Origin of the sequence: Tessaracoccus rhinocerotis (assembly GCF_007197885.1) — a bacterium.
Taxonomy (GTDB): domain Bacteria; phylum Actinomycetota; class Actinomycetes; order Propionibacteriales; family Propionibacteriaceae; genus Arachnia; species Arachnia rhinocerotis.
On the sequence record NZ_VKKG01000003.1, the window covers coordinates 60,309 to 76,273 of the forward strand.

The following is a 15,965-nucleotide window of genomic DNA, read 5'->3' on the forward strand; positions in this document are numbered from 1 at the left end:
TGTCAACGGGAACTGGTGAATCGCTCACCGATCGAGATCAGACGTCTGCTGATCCCGAGCTCAGCGGACGGTCACCTCATTGACCTGCGCCAGGAAGCGCGCCTCCTCCACCTGCGGGAGAGTCGTCAGGTAGACCATCACGAAACGGGTCTCCGTGGCGTTGTCGGCGGTCAGGACCGTGGTCTCCGGTGCCTCGGTCTGCGTGGCCAGCACGCTCCACTCCGATTCGGAACCCATCGGCGCCGACGTCACACCGGCCTCGGCGGGGACGCGCAACTCCACCGTCGCCCCCGGTGCCTCGAACAACAGTTCCACCTCGGTGACCTGCCTCGGCTCGCCGAGGTCCAGCACGATGCCGACTCCGGGCTTCAACCCGCCCATGTCCGGGTTGTTGTGGTAGCGCAGCGTGGACCAGCCGGTGGCAGGGTCGCCGTCGAAAGCCAGCGGCACCAGGTCCGGGTTCTCCTCGTCGTTGCCGTTGTCCGCGGCGGGGTCGAAGTCCGCGCCGGCGACGATCTCGAACGGACCGGCCGGGGTCGGCGACTCGCCGGGGGTGGTCTGGCCATCGGTCGTGGTGGTGGTCTGCTGCGTGGGCGTGGCGGGGTCCTGTGCGGCGTTGTCACGCGCGTTGTTGATCGCGACGATGACCAGGGACACCACAAGCGCTCCCAGCACGAGGGCCACCAGCAGCCAGAGGGCGCGACGCCCGGGTGGTCGGGGCCCATCGCGGCCGTCCTCGTCCTCCAGTCCGGGCACCTCCGGGACGTCGGGATGAGCGGCGGCCAGGGCGGTGGGGGACAGCGCGGCGGACTCAGGTCCGACGTCGCGGGGCACGGCCGCCATCATGACGTTGGAGTCCTCCGGCAGCACGCGCCCGCCGGCGGCGTCGAAGGGTTCGGCGGAGCGCCTCGGGGCCGAGCCGCGGGCGGCACGGACGCGGTGCTCCAGGTCGGAGGTGGGGTCGGCGGTGCCGAGCACCGAGGACAGGGCGGCAGCCAACTGTCCCGCGGTGGTGATCCGGCGCTCCGCCGCCGCACCGCGCTCGGTCAGGGTGGCGGACGTGATGCGGTCCAGGGCGGGCGAGACGCCGGCGCGCACGATGTGGGGGCTGGCCGGCTCGCCGGCGATGATGGGCGCCGCCTCCATGCCGAATGCCGGCCCGCCGGGCCAGCGCTGGACGAGGGTGGCGTAGAGCAGCTTGGCCAGGCCGCGGACGTCTGCGGCCTCCCGGTCGGTCCAGCTCGTCGCCCGGGGCTCGGCCGAGACCGCCGCCTCGACGCCGAAGCCGACCAGCTTAACGTCGCCGCTGTTGGTGATCACCACATTGTCGGGTGTGAGGTGCTCGTGGAACAGGCCCTGCGTGTGCATGCTCGACAGCGCGTCGGCCAGCTCGCGGACGATCCATGCGGACTCGAGCGTGCTCAACGGACCGAAGCCGAGGATCTCGCGCAGGTTCTTGCCCGTGGCGAACTCGCACACCACGTAGGCGCCGATGCCGCGGTCCTGGTCCTGCACCTCCACCGCGTCGAGGACCCGCAGGAAGCGCGAATCCGTGGCGACTGCACCCTTGCGCGCGGCGTCGAGGACGTCTGGGATGCGGGGGTCGTCGGTGGGCAGCACGTGGGCCACGACGTCGCGGGACAGCACCAGGTCGTGCGCGCGCCAGGTCTCGATGCCGGCGCGGTCGGCGAGGAGCTCGTCAGTGCGGAAACGGGTGCTCAGCAGCAGCCCGGGCTCCGCTAGCGGTTGGGTGTCCGGGGGTGGTCCTGACAGGCCCTGCTCGCTTGCGCTCGCCGGGCTGCTCGACCAGCGGGGGTCCGCCAGCGGCGGGCGCAGGCGGGTCTCCTGGAGCGACTCGTCGTCGAAGTCGGAGCGCTCGGCCCACTCGTCGTCGTCCGCAGGGGCCGTGTGGTCGGAGGCCTCGTCGCGGTACAGCGGTGCGCTGGGTTCGGGCTCCTCCGGCTGCACCGGCGCGACGTACTCGGAGCGCCGCCCGACGGGTCCCGGCTCGTCCTCGTCGTCGAGGTGGATGGCCGGGGTGAGCTGGGTGGGCATCAGGTCCTCGGTGAGCCCGGCGGCGATGCTCCCGGCGGAGTACTCCTGGTCCCCGTCGTCCCAGCCGTCGTCGGAGGCATCCCGTGGCGAGGCGTCCTGCTTCGACCTGCGCGTGCGGTCCTCCGTAGCCCCCGCCTCGGCAGGGACGCTGCCGCGACGTCGCACGATGTTGACCAGACCCGTGAGGCTGCGCAGTTCGCGCACCTGCAGCAGGCGGCCGACGACGAGGTAGATGACTCCGATCAGCAGCAGGCCGACCAGGATGGCCACCACCAGGGCCCCGATCCCCTCCCCGAGCCAGTCGATGACGAGACGGGCCACGAACCAGGCCGCCACGCCGCCCAACCCTGCGCCCAGCAGCAGCCGCACGATGTGCAACGCCACGGCGCCCCCGTCGAGGTCCGGGACCTGGCGCTTCAACAGCTGCCAGCTCAGGAAGACCCCCACGAGGTAGGCGACGGAGTAGGCGAGGGCGAGTGCGGCGGCGACCTGGCCGGGGTCGGTGACGAGCCACACGAACAGGATTGCGAACCCCGCGTTGGCGCCGGCGATCAGCAACTGGAGCAGGAACGGGGTGCGGGTGTCCTCGAGCGCATAGTAGGTGCGCAGGCACACGAACTGGACGGTGAACGGCACGAGCCCGAGGGCGAAGCCCATCAGCGCGAGCCCAACGTATTGCGAGTCCTCGGTGCCCTGGCCGTGGCCGAACAGCAGGTCCGCGATCGGGCCGGCCAGCACGAAGAAGCCCACCGCGGCGGGAACGAGCAGGATGAGCGCCAGGCGGATGGTCTTGGTGGCCTCCTGCGCGACGCCGGTGAAGTTCGACGCGGCCGCGAGCCGGGAGGCGTTCGGCAGCATCGCCGTGGCCAGGGAGACGGTGATCAGCGAGTGCGGCAGGATCCAGATCAGGTGCGCGTTGGAGTAGACGTTGTAGCCGGACCCGGAGCCCCCGGCGGTGGCCGACGTCGCCAGTCGCGTGACGATCACCAGCACCACCTGGTTGACCGCGACGAAGCCCATCGTCCACTTGGTCAGGGAGAACGTCTTGCCCAGGCCGGTGCCCCTCAGGTCGAACCGGGGGCGGAACCGGAAGCCCACCTTGCGCAGGTAGGGCAGCAGCACCAGCGACTGCGCGAGGATGCCCACCGTCGAGCCGATGCCCAGCAGCAGGATCTGCGGAGTGGTGAACGCGGCGCCGCGGTCGCCCTGGGTGCCCCACACGAACAGGTACACGGCCAGCACCAGCACGGAGATGACGTTGTTGGCGATGGGCGCCCACATCATCGGGCCGAAGCGATCGCGGGCGTTGAGAACCTGTCCCAGCAGGAAGAACGCGCCGTAGAAGAACACCTGCGGCAGCGTCAGGTAGGTCAGGGCCACCATCGACGCGTACTGCGCCGCCAGATCCTCCGCGCGCCAGGCGTCCGACGAGTACAGCTGCGTGATCAGCGGGGCGCAGACGGTGGCCACCACGGCGACGGCGCCGACGATCAGCATGAACGCGGTCATGATGCGGTTGGTGTAGGCCTCGCCGCCGTCGGCGTCGTTCTTGATGGCCCGCACGATCTGGGGGACCAGGACGGTGTTGAGGGCGCCACCGGCGAACAGGATGTAGAGGGAGTTGGGCACCATTGTGGCCAGGGCGAGGATGTCCGCCTGGCGGGTGCCGTTGCCGAGGATGACCGCGATCAGCATCACCCGGACCAACCCGAGGGCCCTGGAGATGAGGGTCCCCGAGGCCATGAGTGCGCTGGCAGACACCAACTTCTTGGTGCTACTTACCTGGCTCACTGCTCTCCTCGTCGCCGGCCTACGGAAACCCGGTCAGGGGGAAATCTACCCGGTGATCATCGCTGCGCCACGGCGCACCGCCGGGAACCGGGCCGGCCGGGCCTCGTCGTGCGTCGCCCGATCATTGGCCAGAACTTTGCCACGGAGGCTGCGACCGGCCCCGAGGGTCCGCGAGGATTGGGGAACACGACATTCGGTGGGAGGGGCGTTGATGTCCGAAGTGGGCCGGGAACGACTGGTGCTGGGTGAACTGTCAGCGCGCCTCGACGGCGCGGACCTGAGGGACGTGACGTGGCGCGGCGCCGACGTCGCCAACCGGATCCACGTCGCGGTGCGCGACGCCGACTGGGGGACCATCCCCGCCGAGATCAGCGCACTGCGCGTCGAGCCGTGGGGCAGAGGCGCCGAGGTGCACTTCGAGCTGGACCACAGGCCCGGCGGTGCTCCGCTGCTCGTGCGTGGCAGCTACCACCTGACCCCCGACGAGGTGGTGGCCACGATCGAGGGCGAGTGGACCGGGCGCTTCGCCACCAACCGCTCCGGCCTGTGCATCCTGCACCCGCTGAGCCACGTCGGTGGCCGGGTCGACAGCAGCTTGGGTGGGAGCCCGGGCATCGGCCGGCCGGTGCCGCAGCTCATCGTCCCCCAGCGAGTCGCCGCCGACGGCACCACCCTGCCAGCCCTCGGTCCGTTCGACCGGCTCGGGGTCACCGCCGGGGGGATCCACATCGACCACCGCTTCGAGGGCGAGCTGTTCGAGACCGAGGACCAGCGCAACTGGTCCGACGCCTCCTTCAAGACCTACGGCACCCCCTCCAGCGAGCCCCGGCCGAGGCTGGTGACCGCGGGTGACAGGATCTTCCAGCGCGTCAGCATCCGCTTCGAGAACGCGGCCCGCGGCCACCACGAGCAGCCCGAACACGCCGTCGGGGGGACGCAGCTGCTGGCGCTCCTCGACGACGTGGTCCCGGACGCACAGCTGGCGGCCGCGCTCGAGGTGGTCGACGGGATCCGGGCCAGGGTCCGCGGCGACGACGCCGAGGCGGCCCGGGCCACCATGCAACAGGCGGCCACCGCGCGGGTGTGGGACCTCGAGGTGCTGGCGGGACCGGACACCGACTGGCAGGCGGTGCGTGCCGCGCTGCCGACGCCGTCGCCCGCCCGGCTCCTCGTGCTGCCCGACGACGAGCGGTGGGAGACCACCCCTGCCGAGTGGGTCGATACCGCCCGGGCTGCCCTCGGTGGCGTGGTGACGGTGGTCGGCGGCGGGACGACCCGAAACCTCGCCGAGCTGCAACGGCACCTGCTGGTGGGCTTCGACGTGGTGTCCTTCACGTACTCCCCGCGGGTCCACGCCGTCGACGCCACCTCCATCGAGCAGACGCTTGCGGCCTACCCGGCGATGGTCGCCACCGCCCGGGAACGCTCGGCGGGCGCCGTCGTCAGCGTGGGTCCGCTGCGCGACCCGGACGGCCTTCCTTCGGGTTGGGTCGGGAGATCGGTCCGGGCCTGGCGCGAGGCCGGCGCTGACGTGCTGTGCATCGGCACGGTGCCGGAGGTCCCGCACCTGCTGGCAGACGCCGACGGGTAGCTGCGGACCGGGCGCGCGGACTACTCAGCCGGGGGGTCGTCGGCCTGTTCGGCGTCGGCCCTGGCGTTCTCGCGCTGCACGGCCCGGATCCGCAGGAACGTCCCGCCCAGCACGACCGCGCCGGAGACGATGATGATGATCCAGCCCACGCTGCCGAGGTTGGTGGCGGTGATCTCAATGGTCACGGGCAGGCCGAAGTTCTCCTCGCCGCGGGTCTGCAACCAGGCCTCGACGGCCACCACGCCGTTGGACGAGGCCTCCGGGGTGATGTTCAGTGAGAGGTTCTCGCCGGGCTCGAGCGTGACGAAGTCCGTGGGCGGCACCTGGATGCGCTGCGGTGAGGCGCTGTCGAACACGAGGCGCACGGTCACCGGGAACCTGAGCCCGTTGGTGACCGTGACGGGGAAGTTGTTGGTGCGCGATCCCATCACGAACTGCTGGGCGGCGCTGATGGTGACCTGGTTCGTGTCGACGGTGGCCAGGGGATGCGCCTCGACGTAGGCCACCGCCGCTGCCTCGTCGGCGAAGCCCGACGCCGATGCCTTGGCCGAGAGCACCTCCATGAGTTCGGGGTCCGACTCGCCCGTCAGGTCCTGCAGGAACTGGGCTCGGGAGTGGACCAGCTCCAGCTCCGCCGCGAGCTGCAGGTGCGGCTCCGGCACCGTCTGCTGCGGCGTGAACTGGGTGGTGCCCCCGCCGTTGTCGGGAACCGGCACCAGGGTGTTGTGCTCCAGCGAGCCGAGGGCCGCGACGTCGGCCGGTGTGCGCAGCAGGTAGACGCGGGGGCCGTCGGAGACGAACTCCTCGGCGAGCCGGCGGGAGAGCTGCTGCGCGGCGGAGTCACGGCCGCCCGGGCCCATGCCGGTCTGCGCGATCTCGTCCACGGCCACCACCCCGCCGGTGCCGGTGCCCTCGCCCATCACGTTGTCCGCGAAGATCGTCCCCACGCCGTAGCGTCCGAGCGTCGACGTGTTGGCCGACGTGGCGTCGCCGCCCAGGTCCACGGCCAGCGGCAGGGACCGGGTGGGTTCGGAGGCCACCGCCGTCGCCTGCCAACCCATCACCTCGCCCAGGTTGTCCTGCACGACGGAGCGCGCCACGTCCGGGTCCGCGTACGGGAGCCGGAGCGCGCCGCCGTCGAGGGTGAGCGCGCGCGCCCGCTCGGCCCACTCGGCCGCGGTCTCGTGCCCCTCGTGCTCCTCGTCGCCGACGACGTGGTCCTCGCCCAGGGCAGTCGCCTCGGACAGGAGGGAGGGGTCCAGGAGCACCGTTGCGCCGCTGGTCTCGGCGGTCTCGAGCAGTTCGCCCAGGTTTCCCTCGAGTGCGGTGAGGAGGCTGTCGTCGAGGAACTCGCCGGTGGCCATCCGGGTGGGGGTGGCGGTCAGCTTCACCACGGGCGCGATCTCCAGCTCGCCCTGCGTGGCGACAGCGAGGATGCGGCCGCGGCCGACGGTCACGTTGCCGTCGCCCGCCTCAGGGATGCCGCGCACGTGCACCCCGATCCGGTAGACGGCCTCGTCGGTGGGCAGCGCGAACTCGGAGACCTTGGCGCTCACCGTGAAGGTGGCGCGTTCGCCGGGCTCGAACCAGTCGTCGTCGCCGCGGGTGATCACCTGGATGTGGCCGGACTCCTCGGACCAGGGCTCGGTCCGCTCGCCGAGCGGATCGGTGGGGTGCGAGTCGACGGCGGCGGCCAGCGCGTCAGTGGAAGTGATCGGATCGCTGGAGTGCCAGAAGTTGATGGCCACGTAACGGACCCGGGTGGCCGAGGTGTTGATGATGGTGCCGCTGATCTCGACGACCTGTTCCGGATCAGTCAGGTCCAGGACGGGGGTGGACACGTCGGTGATCGTCACGTCGATGGTCGCGGCGTCCTCGGCGCGCGCCGTCGGTGCGATCATGACCGCCGCCACCAGCACCAGCAGCGCCGCGATCAGGGCGCGGAGGCGGGGACGGGTTGCGATCACCGGTCCATCGTAGTGTGCGGCCGGAGTCGTCCGGGCGGCGAGGCGGGTGGCGCACCCGGTCCGCGGCGCCGGCTCAGGACTGGCGCTTCGCCCACCAGTCCAGCAGCAGCTGCCTGGCGGCCTCGTCGTCGACGGGGCCGTGCTCGAGGCGGTGCTCGAGCAGGAACTTGTAGGCCTCGCCCACCTCCCGGCCGGGACCGATGCCGAGGACCTCCATGATCTGCGTGCCGTCGAGGTGGGGACGGATCGCGGCCAGCTCCTCCTGCTCGGCGAGCTCGTCGATGCGCCACTCCAGTTCCTCGTAGGCGCGCCGCAGCCGCGTCGCCTTCGCCTTGTTGCGGGTGGTGCAGTCGGATCGCGTGAGGATGTGCAGCCGCTCGAGCTGGTCCCCGGCGTCGCGGACGTAGCGGCGCACGGCCGAGTCGCTCCACTGGCCCTCGGAGTAGCCGTGGAAGCGCAGGTGCAGCTCGATCAGCAGGGCGACGGACTTCACCACGTTCGACGGGTAGTTGAGCGCGCGGAGCCGCTTGGTGACCAGCTTGGCGCCCACGACGTCGTGGTGGTGGAAGGTGACCTTGCTGCCCTCGAAGCGGCGGGTGGCGGGCTTGCCGATGTCGTGCAGGAGCGCGGCGATGCGGCCGATCAGGTCGGGTTCGTGGCCGCGGGCCTTCTCGAGGTCGATGCTCTGCTCGAGCACGATCAGGGAATGCTCGTAGACGTCCTTGTGGCGGTGGTGCTCGTCCAGTTCGAGCTTGAGTGCCGGCAGCTCGGGCAGCACGTGGTCCGCGATGCCGGTGCGCACGAGCAGGTCGAGGCCGGCGCGGGGGGAGTCGGTCAGCAGGAGGCCGGACAGCTCGCCCTGGATGCGCTCGGCGGAGACGATGTTGATGCGCTCGGCCATCGACTTCATCGCGGCCTCGACCTCGGGGGCCACGCGGAAGCCCAGCCGCGACGCGAACCGGGCGCCGCGCATCATGCGCAGCGGGTCGTCGGAGAACGAGATCTCCGGTGCGGCCGGAGTCCGCAGGAGGCCCGCGGCCAGGTCCTCCAGGCCGCCGTGCGGGTCGATGAACTCGCGCGTGCGGACGTCGACGGCCATGGCGTTGACGGTGAAGTCGCGGCGGACGAGGTCGTCGGCGAGGTTGTCACCGAAGGCGACGATCGGCTTGCGGGAGCCCGGCTCGTAGGCGTCGGCGCGGAAGGTCGTGACCTCGATCTGCCACTCCTGGCCGTCGTGCTTCCGGAGGGCGCCGATGGTGCCGAAGGCCTTGCCGATGTCCCACGTCGTCGGCGTGAACCGGGACAGCAGGCGGGCGGTGACGTCCGGCATGGCCGAGGTGGTGAAGTCCAGGTCGTGGCCGAGGCCGCCCAGCAGCGCGTCGCGCACCGACCCACCCACGAGGTAGAGGCGCTCGCCGGCCTCGTGGAAGAGGTCGCCGAGCTCGTCGATGATGCTGGATATCCGCAGCAACTCTTCGACGGCGTTCTTCTGGGCTTGGGTGAGGCTCGGCACGAGGGAACAGTCTACGTTGCCGCCGCACCTCCGGTCACGCCGGTCGTGTCGTTGCAGAAGTGGTCGGTGTCGCCGTGTGAGAATGATCGGTTGGCCGGAGGCTCTGGCGTGTTGAACCCCTTCCATGTTTCCCTAGGAACGTTGACTCGGAAGTGGGTGGACGTGGCCAGACGTCGAATTGGCTCCGGCATTGTTGCCGTGGGGATCGTGGCTGCCCTGACGGGCGCCGTCGCCTACACCACCATGGGCGAGAGCGACGTCCAGGCGATCCCGGTGGTCGAGTCCGCGCCGCCGGTCGACGCCCGCCCCACCCCCGAGACCGAACTCGAGAACCACCGCGCTGACGCCAGGGTCACGATGGCGCCGCCGGCCGAGGCCCCCGAGTTGTTGGCCGCCGGACTCCCGAGCCTGGCTCCCACCATGGCCGCCGCGGCCACCCCGACGACGACGAAGTCGCAGTACACGGTCCCGGCCGTCGACCTGCCGAGGGGGGCGCTCCTGTCCCAGCCGGTCTCGGGCCGCAAGACCTCCCGGTTCGGCAACCGGTTCCACCCCATCCTGCGCGTCTGGAAGCTGCACACCGGCCTCGACTTCGCGGCTGCGTGCGGCACGCCGGTCGGCGCCGCCGCACCGGGCAAGGTGACGAAGGTCGGCTGGGCCGGCGGCAACGGCATGCAGGTGCGGGTCGACCACGGCCGGATCGGCGGCTACCACGTGGTCACCACCTACAACCACCTCTCCGCCGTGGGAGTCCGCGTCGGCCAGCAGGTCACCGTCCACCAGGGCGTCGGGCGCGTTGGCAACACGGGCTACTCCACCGGCTGCCACCTGCACTTCGAGGTCGTCGCCAACGGTTGGTACACCAACCCCGAGCAGTGGCTCAACGGCGAGATCGTCGACGTGGACACCTCCCAGATGACCAACCGGCCGATCGCCCGACCCACCCCGAGGCCGACGCCGACCGCCACGCCCAGCCAGTCTCCCTCCCCGACGCCCTCGCCAACCGTGACGCCCACCGTCACGGAGTCGCCGACACCCTCGGCCACGCCGTCGGCCACCGTGTCGCCCTCGCCCTCGCCTTCGCCCACGCCGACGAACTCGCCGCGGCCGAGCTGCTCGCCCGCGCCCAGCGCCGATCCCAGCGCCGACCCGACGACGGACCCGACCTGCGGGGCCGAGCCCACCCCGACCTGTTCCGAGTCGCCCGACCCGGGAGCGACCCCGGCTCCGGGGGCGACGTCGGACCCGAACCCCTGCGCCTCCCCGGACCCGAGCGCCTCACCGTCGCCCACGCCGACCCCGACGGGGGAGCCGAGCGAGACGCCGTCGCCCAGCCCGAGCGACGGGCCGAGCGGTTCGCAGTCCCCCGGCCCCACCGACGGGCCGAGCGGCTCCCCCTCGCCCAGTCCGAGCGGGTCCTCGCCCAGTCCGAGTGGGTCGTCGCCGAGTCCGAGCGGGTCCTCGCCCCGACCGAGCGGGTCGAGCAGCATCGCGGTGAGCCCGTCCGGCAACGTGGGGCAATCGCCCAGCGCCAGCGTCACCGGCACGCGGCAGGTCACGCCGACGCCCGACGCCACGCCCACCGTCACCTCCGAGAGCACCGCCACCGCTGACTGAGCGTGCAAGATGGGGGCATGCCTGCTGAAATCCTCGAGCGCGCCGTCCTGGTGGTCCTCGTCCTCGTCATGGCGCTGGTGCTGCGCCTGTTCCTGAAACTGCTCATCCGGCGCGTGACCCGGTCGTTGGCCGACCGGGCCCCGGAGAAGGCCGCCGACGACCTGGGGACGAAGGCGCAGCGGTTGCTGGCACGGGCCAGTGGGTTGGCCTCGGAGCGGCACAAGCAGCGGGTCTCCACGCTGGGGTCCCTGCTGAACAACGTCGTCGACGTGGTCATCGGCATCGTGACCGTCCTCACGGTCCTGGCCATCGTCGGGGTCCCCATGACGCCCCTGCTGGCATCGGCCGGCGTCGGCGGGCTGGCCATCGGCTTCGGCGCGCAGTCGCTGGTGAAGGACTACCTGTCCGGCATCTTCATGCTGGCCGAGGACCAGTTCGGCATCGGCGACCTGATCGAGGTGGGCAGCGTCACGGGCACCGTGCTGGAGGTGAGCCTGCGCGTGACGAAGGTCCGCACCGCCACGGGAACCGTCTGGTACCTGCGCAACGGCGAGATCCTGACCCTGGGCAACATCTCGCAGGGGTTCTCGACCGCGATGATCGAGGTGCCGGTGGCCATCGACGAGAACCCGGAGAAGGTGGCCTCCGTGCTGCGCGGGGCGATCAGTGGGATGGACGAGGAGCCGGAGTGGGCGCAGGTGCTGCTCCAGGAGCCGACGGTCCTCGGCGTGGACTCCATGTCCGGCGGCACCATGACGCTGAACATCCTGATCAAGACGACCGCCAACAACCAGTGGGGCGCGATGCGCGAGGTGCGACTGCGGGCCAAGCGCGCCGTCGCCGCCGCCGGCATCCGCGGCCCGATCCTGCCCGGCACCGCCGAGGTGCCGCCCGCCACCGCCTGACCGTCGCCCGGGGTCGGTCCCAGCGCAACAGTGTTGCGCTGGCCCTCGAGTGCCGCGCCCAGCGCGACACTCTCGCGCGCGGCCGAACAGCCCTCAGCGCAACAGTGTTGCGGTGGAGCCCGAGTGCCGCGCGGAGCGCGACAGTCTTGCGCAGGGCCCGACCGCTCGGAGGCGACGGTGGACCGCCCGTTGGGGCGAATCAGCGCCCCTGTGCTTGCGTGCGCGTTTAGTCTTGACGTGATGTGGTCCAAACGGCAGGAAGTTGACTACGCGCTGCAGCGGCGGGCGACGCTCGAGGCGGCGCGTAGGCCGTCGCGCGTCATGGGGCCCGACGTCTGCGACGCCGACCCGCTCCTGGTCCGTGCCGCGCTGCACCACGGGGAGGAATCCAGCGTCGGATGCCCCATGTGCAGCCACGCGCCACTGATCAACCTGAATTATGTCTTCGGTGAGCAACTCGGCCAGTACTCCGGGCGGATCAAGTCCACGAAGGAACTGGAAGAGATGCAGGACGAGTACGGCGAGTTCAAGGTGTGCGTCGTCGAGGTCTGCACCGAATGTGGGTGGAACCACATGATCAAGGCATACCTGCTGGGCGACGGGCGCAAGCGCAAGCCGCCACGCAGACGGAAGACGGTTGAGGACATCTATGGCTGAACGCAAGACCCCGACGCGGGCTGCGAAGAAGTCGAGCGGCAAGAAGACGAACCCGAGGGCGGCCACGGCCGGGAAGAAGCCCGTGCGTGGTTCCGCCAAGCGGGGGAGCAAGAAGTCGAACGCGCGCAAGATCTGGGGCCGCGTCGGCATCGTCGGCCTGGTGGCTGTTCTCCTGTTCGGGCTCACCGGACTTGGCGGCTTCCTGCTGCTCTACGCGACGACGGACCTCCCGGACCCGAACGAGGACTTCACCACCAACACGACCTTCATCTACTACAACGACGGTCGCAACCAGCTGGGCTCGCTCGCGGTCCAGAACCGCGTCACCATGGACTTCGCCGACATGCCGCAGGTCATGAAGGACGCCGTCGTGGCTGCGGAGAACCGGACCTTCTGGGAGGATCCCGGCTTCTCCGTGAGCGGCATCGCGCGAGCGATGTGGAACATCGTGCGCGGTGGTGAGATCCAGGGCGGCGGCTCGACGATCACCCAGCAGTACATCAAGGTCATGTACCTGACGTCCGAGCGGACGTTCTCCCGCAAGGTCCGGGAACTGGTCCTGGCCGTGAAGATGGGCCGTGAGGTGACCAAGGAGGAGATCCTCGAGGGCTACCTGAACACCATCTACTTCGGCCGCGGCGCCTACGGCATCCAAGCCGCGGCGAAGTCGTTCTTCCTCAAGCCGGCCGAGGAGCTCACCGTCCAGGAGGCGGCCGCGCTGGCGGCCATCCTGAACAACCCGGCAGGGTTCAACCCCTCCGGCGGGGAGGAGAAGGTCGAGCGCCTGCGCGGCCGCTACAACTACGTGCTCGGCGGCATGCTCGAGATGGGCACCATCACCCAGGCCGAGTACGACGCCTCCGTCGACAAGCTCCCCGAGTTCCCGGAGGTACCAGTCAACAACCGCTACGGCGGCCCCAAGGGCTTCCTGATCTCCATGGTCGAGGACGAGATGGCAGAGATCGGTTTCACCGACGCGCAGATCTCCGGCGGCGGGCTCAAGATCGTCACCACCCTGGACAAGGGCATGCAGGCCGCGGCCACCACCGTCGCGCAGGAGCACACCAGGCTGGCTGCCGAGGAGTCCACCGAGGAGGTCAGCGCCTCCGACCTCCACATCGCGCTGTCCTCCGTCGACAACTACACCGGCGGGATCCTCTCGCTCTACGGCGGCCCGGACTACGTCTCCAACTCGCGCAACTGGGCCACCACCGCCAGACCTGCGGCCTCGACGTACAAGGCCTTCGCCGCCGTCGCGGGTCTCCGCCACGGGTTCTCGCTGGACAGCGTCCTCAACGGCGACACGTTCACACCCACCGGTGACACCCAGACCATCAACAACCAGAACCAGCAGCAGTACGGGCCGGTCACCCTGCGCAAGGCCATCGCCGACTCCATCAACACCGCCTTCGTCGACATGACCCAGCAGATCCCCGACGGCCCGAACGAGGTCATCAAGGCCGCCAACGACGCCGGGGCCCCGACGGGCGCGGGCTGGGACGCGCACAACCGCATCGCGCTCGGCTTCGCCGAGGTCAGCCCGGTGAACATGGCCAACTCGTACGCGACCCTGGCCGACGAGGGCAAGCGCAAGGACACCCACATCGTGCTGCGGGTGGAGGACCGCTTCGGAGAGGTGCTCTACGAGGCGCCGGAGGCCCCCGAGCAGACCATCGAGCCCAACGTCGCCGCCAACGTGACCGACGCCCTCACCAGCGTCGTGCAGGAGGGCACCGGACGCAAGGCGTCCGACCTCGGGCGGCCGGTGGCCGGCAAGACGGGCACCAACGGCATCGAGGAGACCATCACCTCGGCGTGGTTCGTGGGCTACACCCGCCAGATCTCCACCGCCGTGATGTACGTGGCCGGGGACGGCGGCAACGGCGACCTGGTGCCGTTCAAGCGGCCGGGCGACCGCACCTTCTTCGCCTCCAGCTACCCGCTGATGACGTGGGTGGACTACATGCAGCAGGCCACCGAGGGCATGGAGGTGCTCGACTTCGCCGAGCCCGAGGAGATGGACGGCCGCGACGAGGAGCCCACGAGCACGCCCACCACCGAGGAGCCAGAGCCCTCGCCGTCGGAGTCCCCGACGCCGACGGAGACGCCCACGCCGTCCCAGACGCCCTCTCCCACGCCGACGCCCACCCCGACGCCCACGCCCACCCAGAGCCAGCCGCCCACGCAGGAGCCCAGCCAGGAGCCGACGCCGGAGCAGCCCACCTCGGAGCCGGAGCCGGAGCCCACCTCGGCGCCGCCGGAGCCCACCGACGAACCCGAGGAGCCCGACGCCACCAGCCAGCCGGGGCAGGGCTCCAGCGGGGTGCCCGGGCAGGAGGCCAGCCGCCCGCCCGCCACACCCGGGGACGGCTAGGGCCCGGCGTCGGGACTGCGCAACCCTGGGCGGGTGCGCGGTCCGCGCCGCCCCTGACGGCTAGGGTGTTCCCGTGAAGAACGCGTTGCTCCCGGCCTTCGGCGGCCCCATGGGCAAGCACGCCCGCGCCGCAGGACGCTGGTTCAACCCGCTGCCCTGGACCATCCTGACGGCCGCCCTGGCGTTCGCCGTGCTGGCCGTGCGGCAGGTCCCCTGCATCCAGACCGACGCCACCAACCCCATCAACGCATTCATCCGGCTCTGCTACTCCGACATCCCGCTGATGTACACGGGGCAGGGGTTCGGGCTGGGCACCCCGCCCTTCGGCGGTGACGGCGGCATGCTGTTCCCGCCCGTCCTGGGCGTGCTGGTGCTCGCCACGGTGCGCATCTCCGCGGCGCTCGGCGCAGACATCCGAGCCGACGCCGACGTCCAGGTCCAGCTCGACGGTGCCCAGATCTTCTTCGCCGTGAACGCCGTCATGCTGTTCGCCTTCTTCCTCGCGTGGGTCATCTCCACCGCGATGATGGGCCGCGGCTCGTGCAACGGGAAGTACCGCACCTGGGACGGCATGCTGATCGCGGCCGCGCCCGTGGTGTTTGCCTCCGGCCTGGTCCACTGGGACATCCTGCCCATCGCGCTCACCGCCGTCGGACTGCTCCAGTTCGCGCAGCGCCGCGTCCTCGAGGCGGGCATCGTCCTCGGGCTCGCTGCCTCGGCCGGCACCATGCCGATGATCGTCATCCTCGCCGTCGCGGTGTGCATCGGCCTGCGCGGCACCTGGGCCCAGCAGGCGCTGTTCCTGTTGCCGGCCGTCCTGACCTGGGTGGTGGTGCACGTCCCGCTCGTGCTCACCGACGTGGACAAGGTCATCTCGTTCTACCAGAACCAGGTCGGGGGCGAGTCCTCCTACGGCTCGCTGTGGTACCTGCTGCAGCTCACCGGCTGGAACGTCCGGGCGGCCGGCTACCTCGGTTTCATGCTGCTGCTGTTCCTGCTGGCGGTACTGGTGACCTGGCTCTACGTCAGCAAGCGACGTCCGCGCGTCGGCACCGTGGTGGCCATCTTCGTGTTCTTGTGCGCCATGCTCGGCGCGGCCTACTCGCCGCAGACCGGGCTGTGGCTGTTGTTCGCCCTGGTGCTGGCACGCCCGGCCGGGCCGGAGTACATCGTCTTCAGCGTCGCGCAGGTGGGCTACTACCTGGCGATCTGGGGCTGGCTGTCGGGGCACCTGACATCGGCCAAGACCGGCCCAGAGATGCTCTACTTCCTGGCCCTCGGGCTGCGGCTCGCGGTGGACCTGTGGCTGGTGGTGCTGTTCCTGCGCGACGTCGTGCGCCCCGCCGACGACCCCCTCCGCGCGCCCGACCACAGCGACCCCATCGGCGGGGTGCTTGCCGACGGCGAGGAGCTGGAGCGCCTCGACGACGAGGGCTTGGTCGCGGCTGCCTGACCGACGACAAAAGGGGCCCCGGTCGCCCGGGGCCCCTCCTTC

Annotated in this window: 9 protein-coding genes; 6 read left to right on the forward strand and 3 right to left on the reverse strand. The window is 70.8% G+C overall.

Annotated elements, in window-relative coordinates; translation table 11 throughout:
- Nucleotides 1–60: 60 nt before the first annotated feature.
- Nucleotides 61–3,846 (reverse strand): murein biosynthesis integral membrane protein MurJ, encoded by a 3,786-nt coding sequence (murJ, locus tag FOJ82_RS08480; protein WP_143938059.1) that lies wholly within the window; start codon nt 3,844–3,846, stop codon nt 61–63.
- 211 nt (nt 3,847–4,057) lie between these two features.
- Here murJ and FOJ82_RS08485 point away from each other — a divergent pair, with 211 nt between their 5' ends.
- Entirely contained in the window at nt 4,058–5,437 is a 1,380-nt protein-coding gene (locus tag FOJ82_RS08485; protein WP_143938060.1) for a D-apionate lactonase family protein, read from the forward strand.
- A gap of 20 nt (nt 5,438–5,457) precedes the next feature.
- On the opposite strand, the gene FOJ82_RS08490 is transcribed toward FOJ82_RS08485, so the two are convergent.
- Together FOJ82_RS08490 and FOJ82_RS08495 are read right to left on the reverse strand one after the other, a co-directional pair.
- The gene (locus tag FOJ82_RS08490; protein ID WP_143938061.1) at nt 5,458–7,404 is read right to left on the reverse strand and encodes a DUF6049 family protein; all 1,947 of its coding nucleotides are present in this window, start codon (nt 7,402–7,404) and stop codon (nt 5,458–5,460) included.
- A 73-nt stretch (nt 7,405–7,477) separates the two neighbouring features.
- Nucleotides 7,478–8,917 carry a CCA tRNA nucleotidyltransferase gene (locus FOJ82_RS08495; protein WP_246099814.1) on the reverse strand — a complete coding sequence of 480 codons (1,440 nt, stop codon included), beginning with the start codon at nt 8,915–8,917 and terminating at the stop codon, nt 7,478–7,480.
- Nucleotides 8,918–9,124: 207 nt separating this feature from the next.
- Between FOJ82_RS08495 and FOJ82_RS08500 the strand changes: the two genes are divergently transcribed.
- The 5 genes from FOJ82_RS08500 to FOJ82_RS08520 all read left to right on the forward strand — a co-directional run bounded on the left by FOJ82_RS08500 (nt 9,125) and on the right by FOJ82_RS08520 (nt 15,923).
- Nucleotides 9,125–10,534 carry a M23 family metallopeptidase gene (locus FOJ82_RS08500; protein ID WP_185975691.1) on the forward strand — a complete coding sequence of 470 codons (1,410 nt, stop codon included), beginning with the start codon at nt 9,125–9,127 and terminating at the stop codon, nt 10,532–10,534.
- A gap of 17 nt (nt 10,535–10,551) precedes the next feature.
- Nucleotides 10,552–11,439: a mechanosensitive ion channel family protein gene (locus FOJ82_RS08505; protein WP_143938064.1), complete on the forward strand. Its 888-nt coding sequence runs from the start codon at nt 10,552–10,554 to the stop codon at nt 11,437–11,439.
- A gap of 240 nt (nt 11,440–11,679) precedes the next feature.
- Nucleotides 11,680–12,096: a DUF5318 family protein gene (locus tag FOJ82_RS08510; protein ID WP_143938065.1), complete on the forward strand. Its 417-nt coding sequence runs from the start codon at nt 11,680–11,682 to the stop codon at nt 12,094–12,096.
- A complete protein-coding gene (locus FOJ82_RS08515) occupies nt 12,089–14,470 on the forward strand; it encodes a transglycosylase domain-containing protein (protein ID WP_143938066.1) in 2,382 nt (793 codons plus the stop codon). Before FOJ82_RS08510 ends, FOJ82_RS08515 begins: the two co-directional genes overlap by 8 nt.
- Before the next feature lie 73 nt (nt 14,471–14,543).
- Entirely contained in the window at nt 14,544–15,923 is a 1,380-nt protein-coding gene (locus FOJ82_RS08520) for a hypothetical protein (RefSeq protein WP_143938067.1), read from the forward strand.
- Nucleotides 15,924–15,965: the final 42 nt, after the last annotated feature.

Bases quoted from the DNA above. Each gene is read 5' to 3' on its own strand.
- FOJ82_RS08485 (WP_143938060.1), top strand. From the start codon at position 4,058: ATGTCCGAAGTGGGCCGGGAACGACTGGTGCTGGGTGAACTGTCAGCG.
- FOJ82_RS08505 (WP_143938064.1), top strand. From the start codon at position 10,552: ATGCCTGCTGAAATCCTCGAGCGCGCCGTCCTGGTGGTCCTCGTCCTC.
- FOJ82_RS08515 (WP_143938066.1), top strand. From the start codon at position 12,089: ATGGCTGAACGCAAGACCCCGACGCGGGCTGCGAAGAAGTCGAGCGGC.
- FOJ82_RS08510 (WP_143938065.1), top strand. From the start codon at position 11,680: ATGTGGTCCAAACGGCAGGAAGTTGACTACGCGCTGCAGCGGCGGGCG.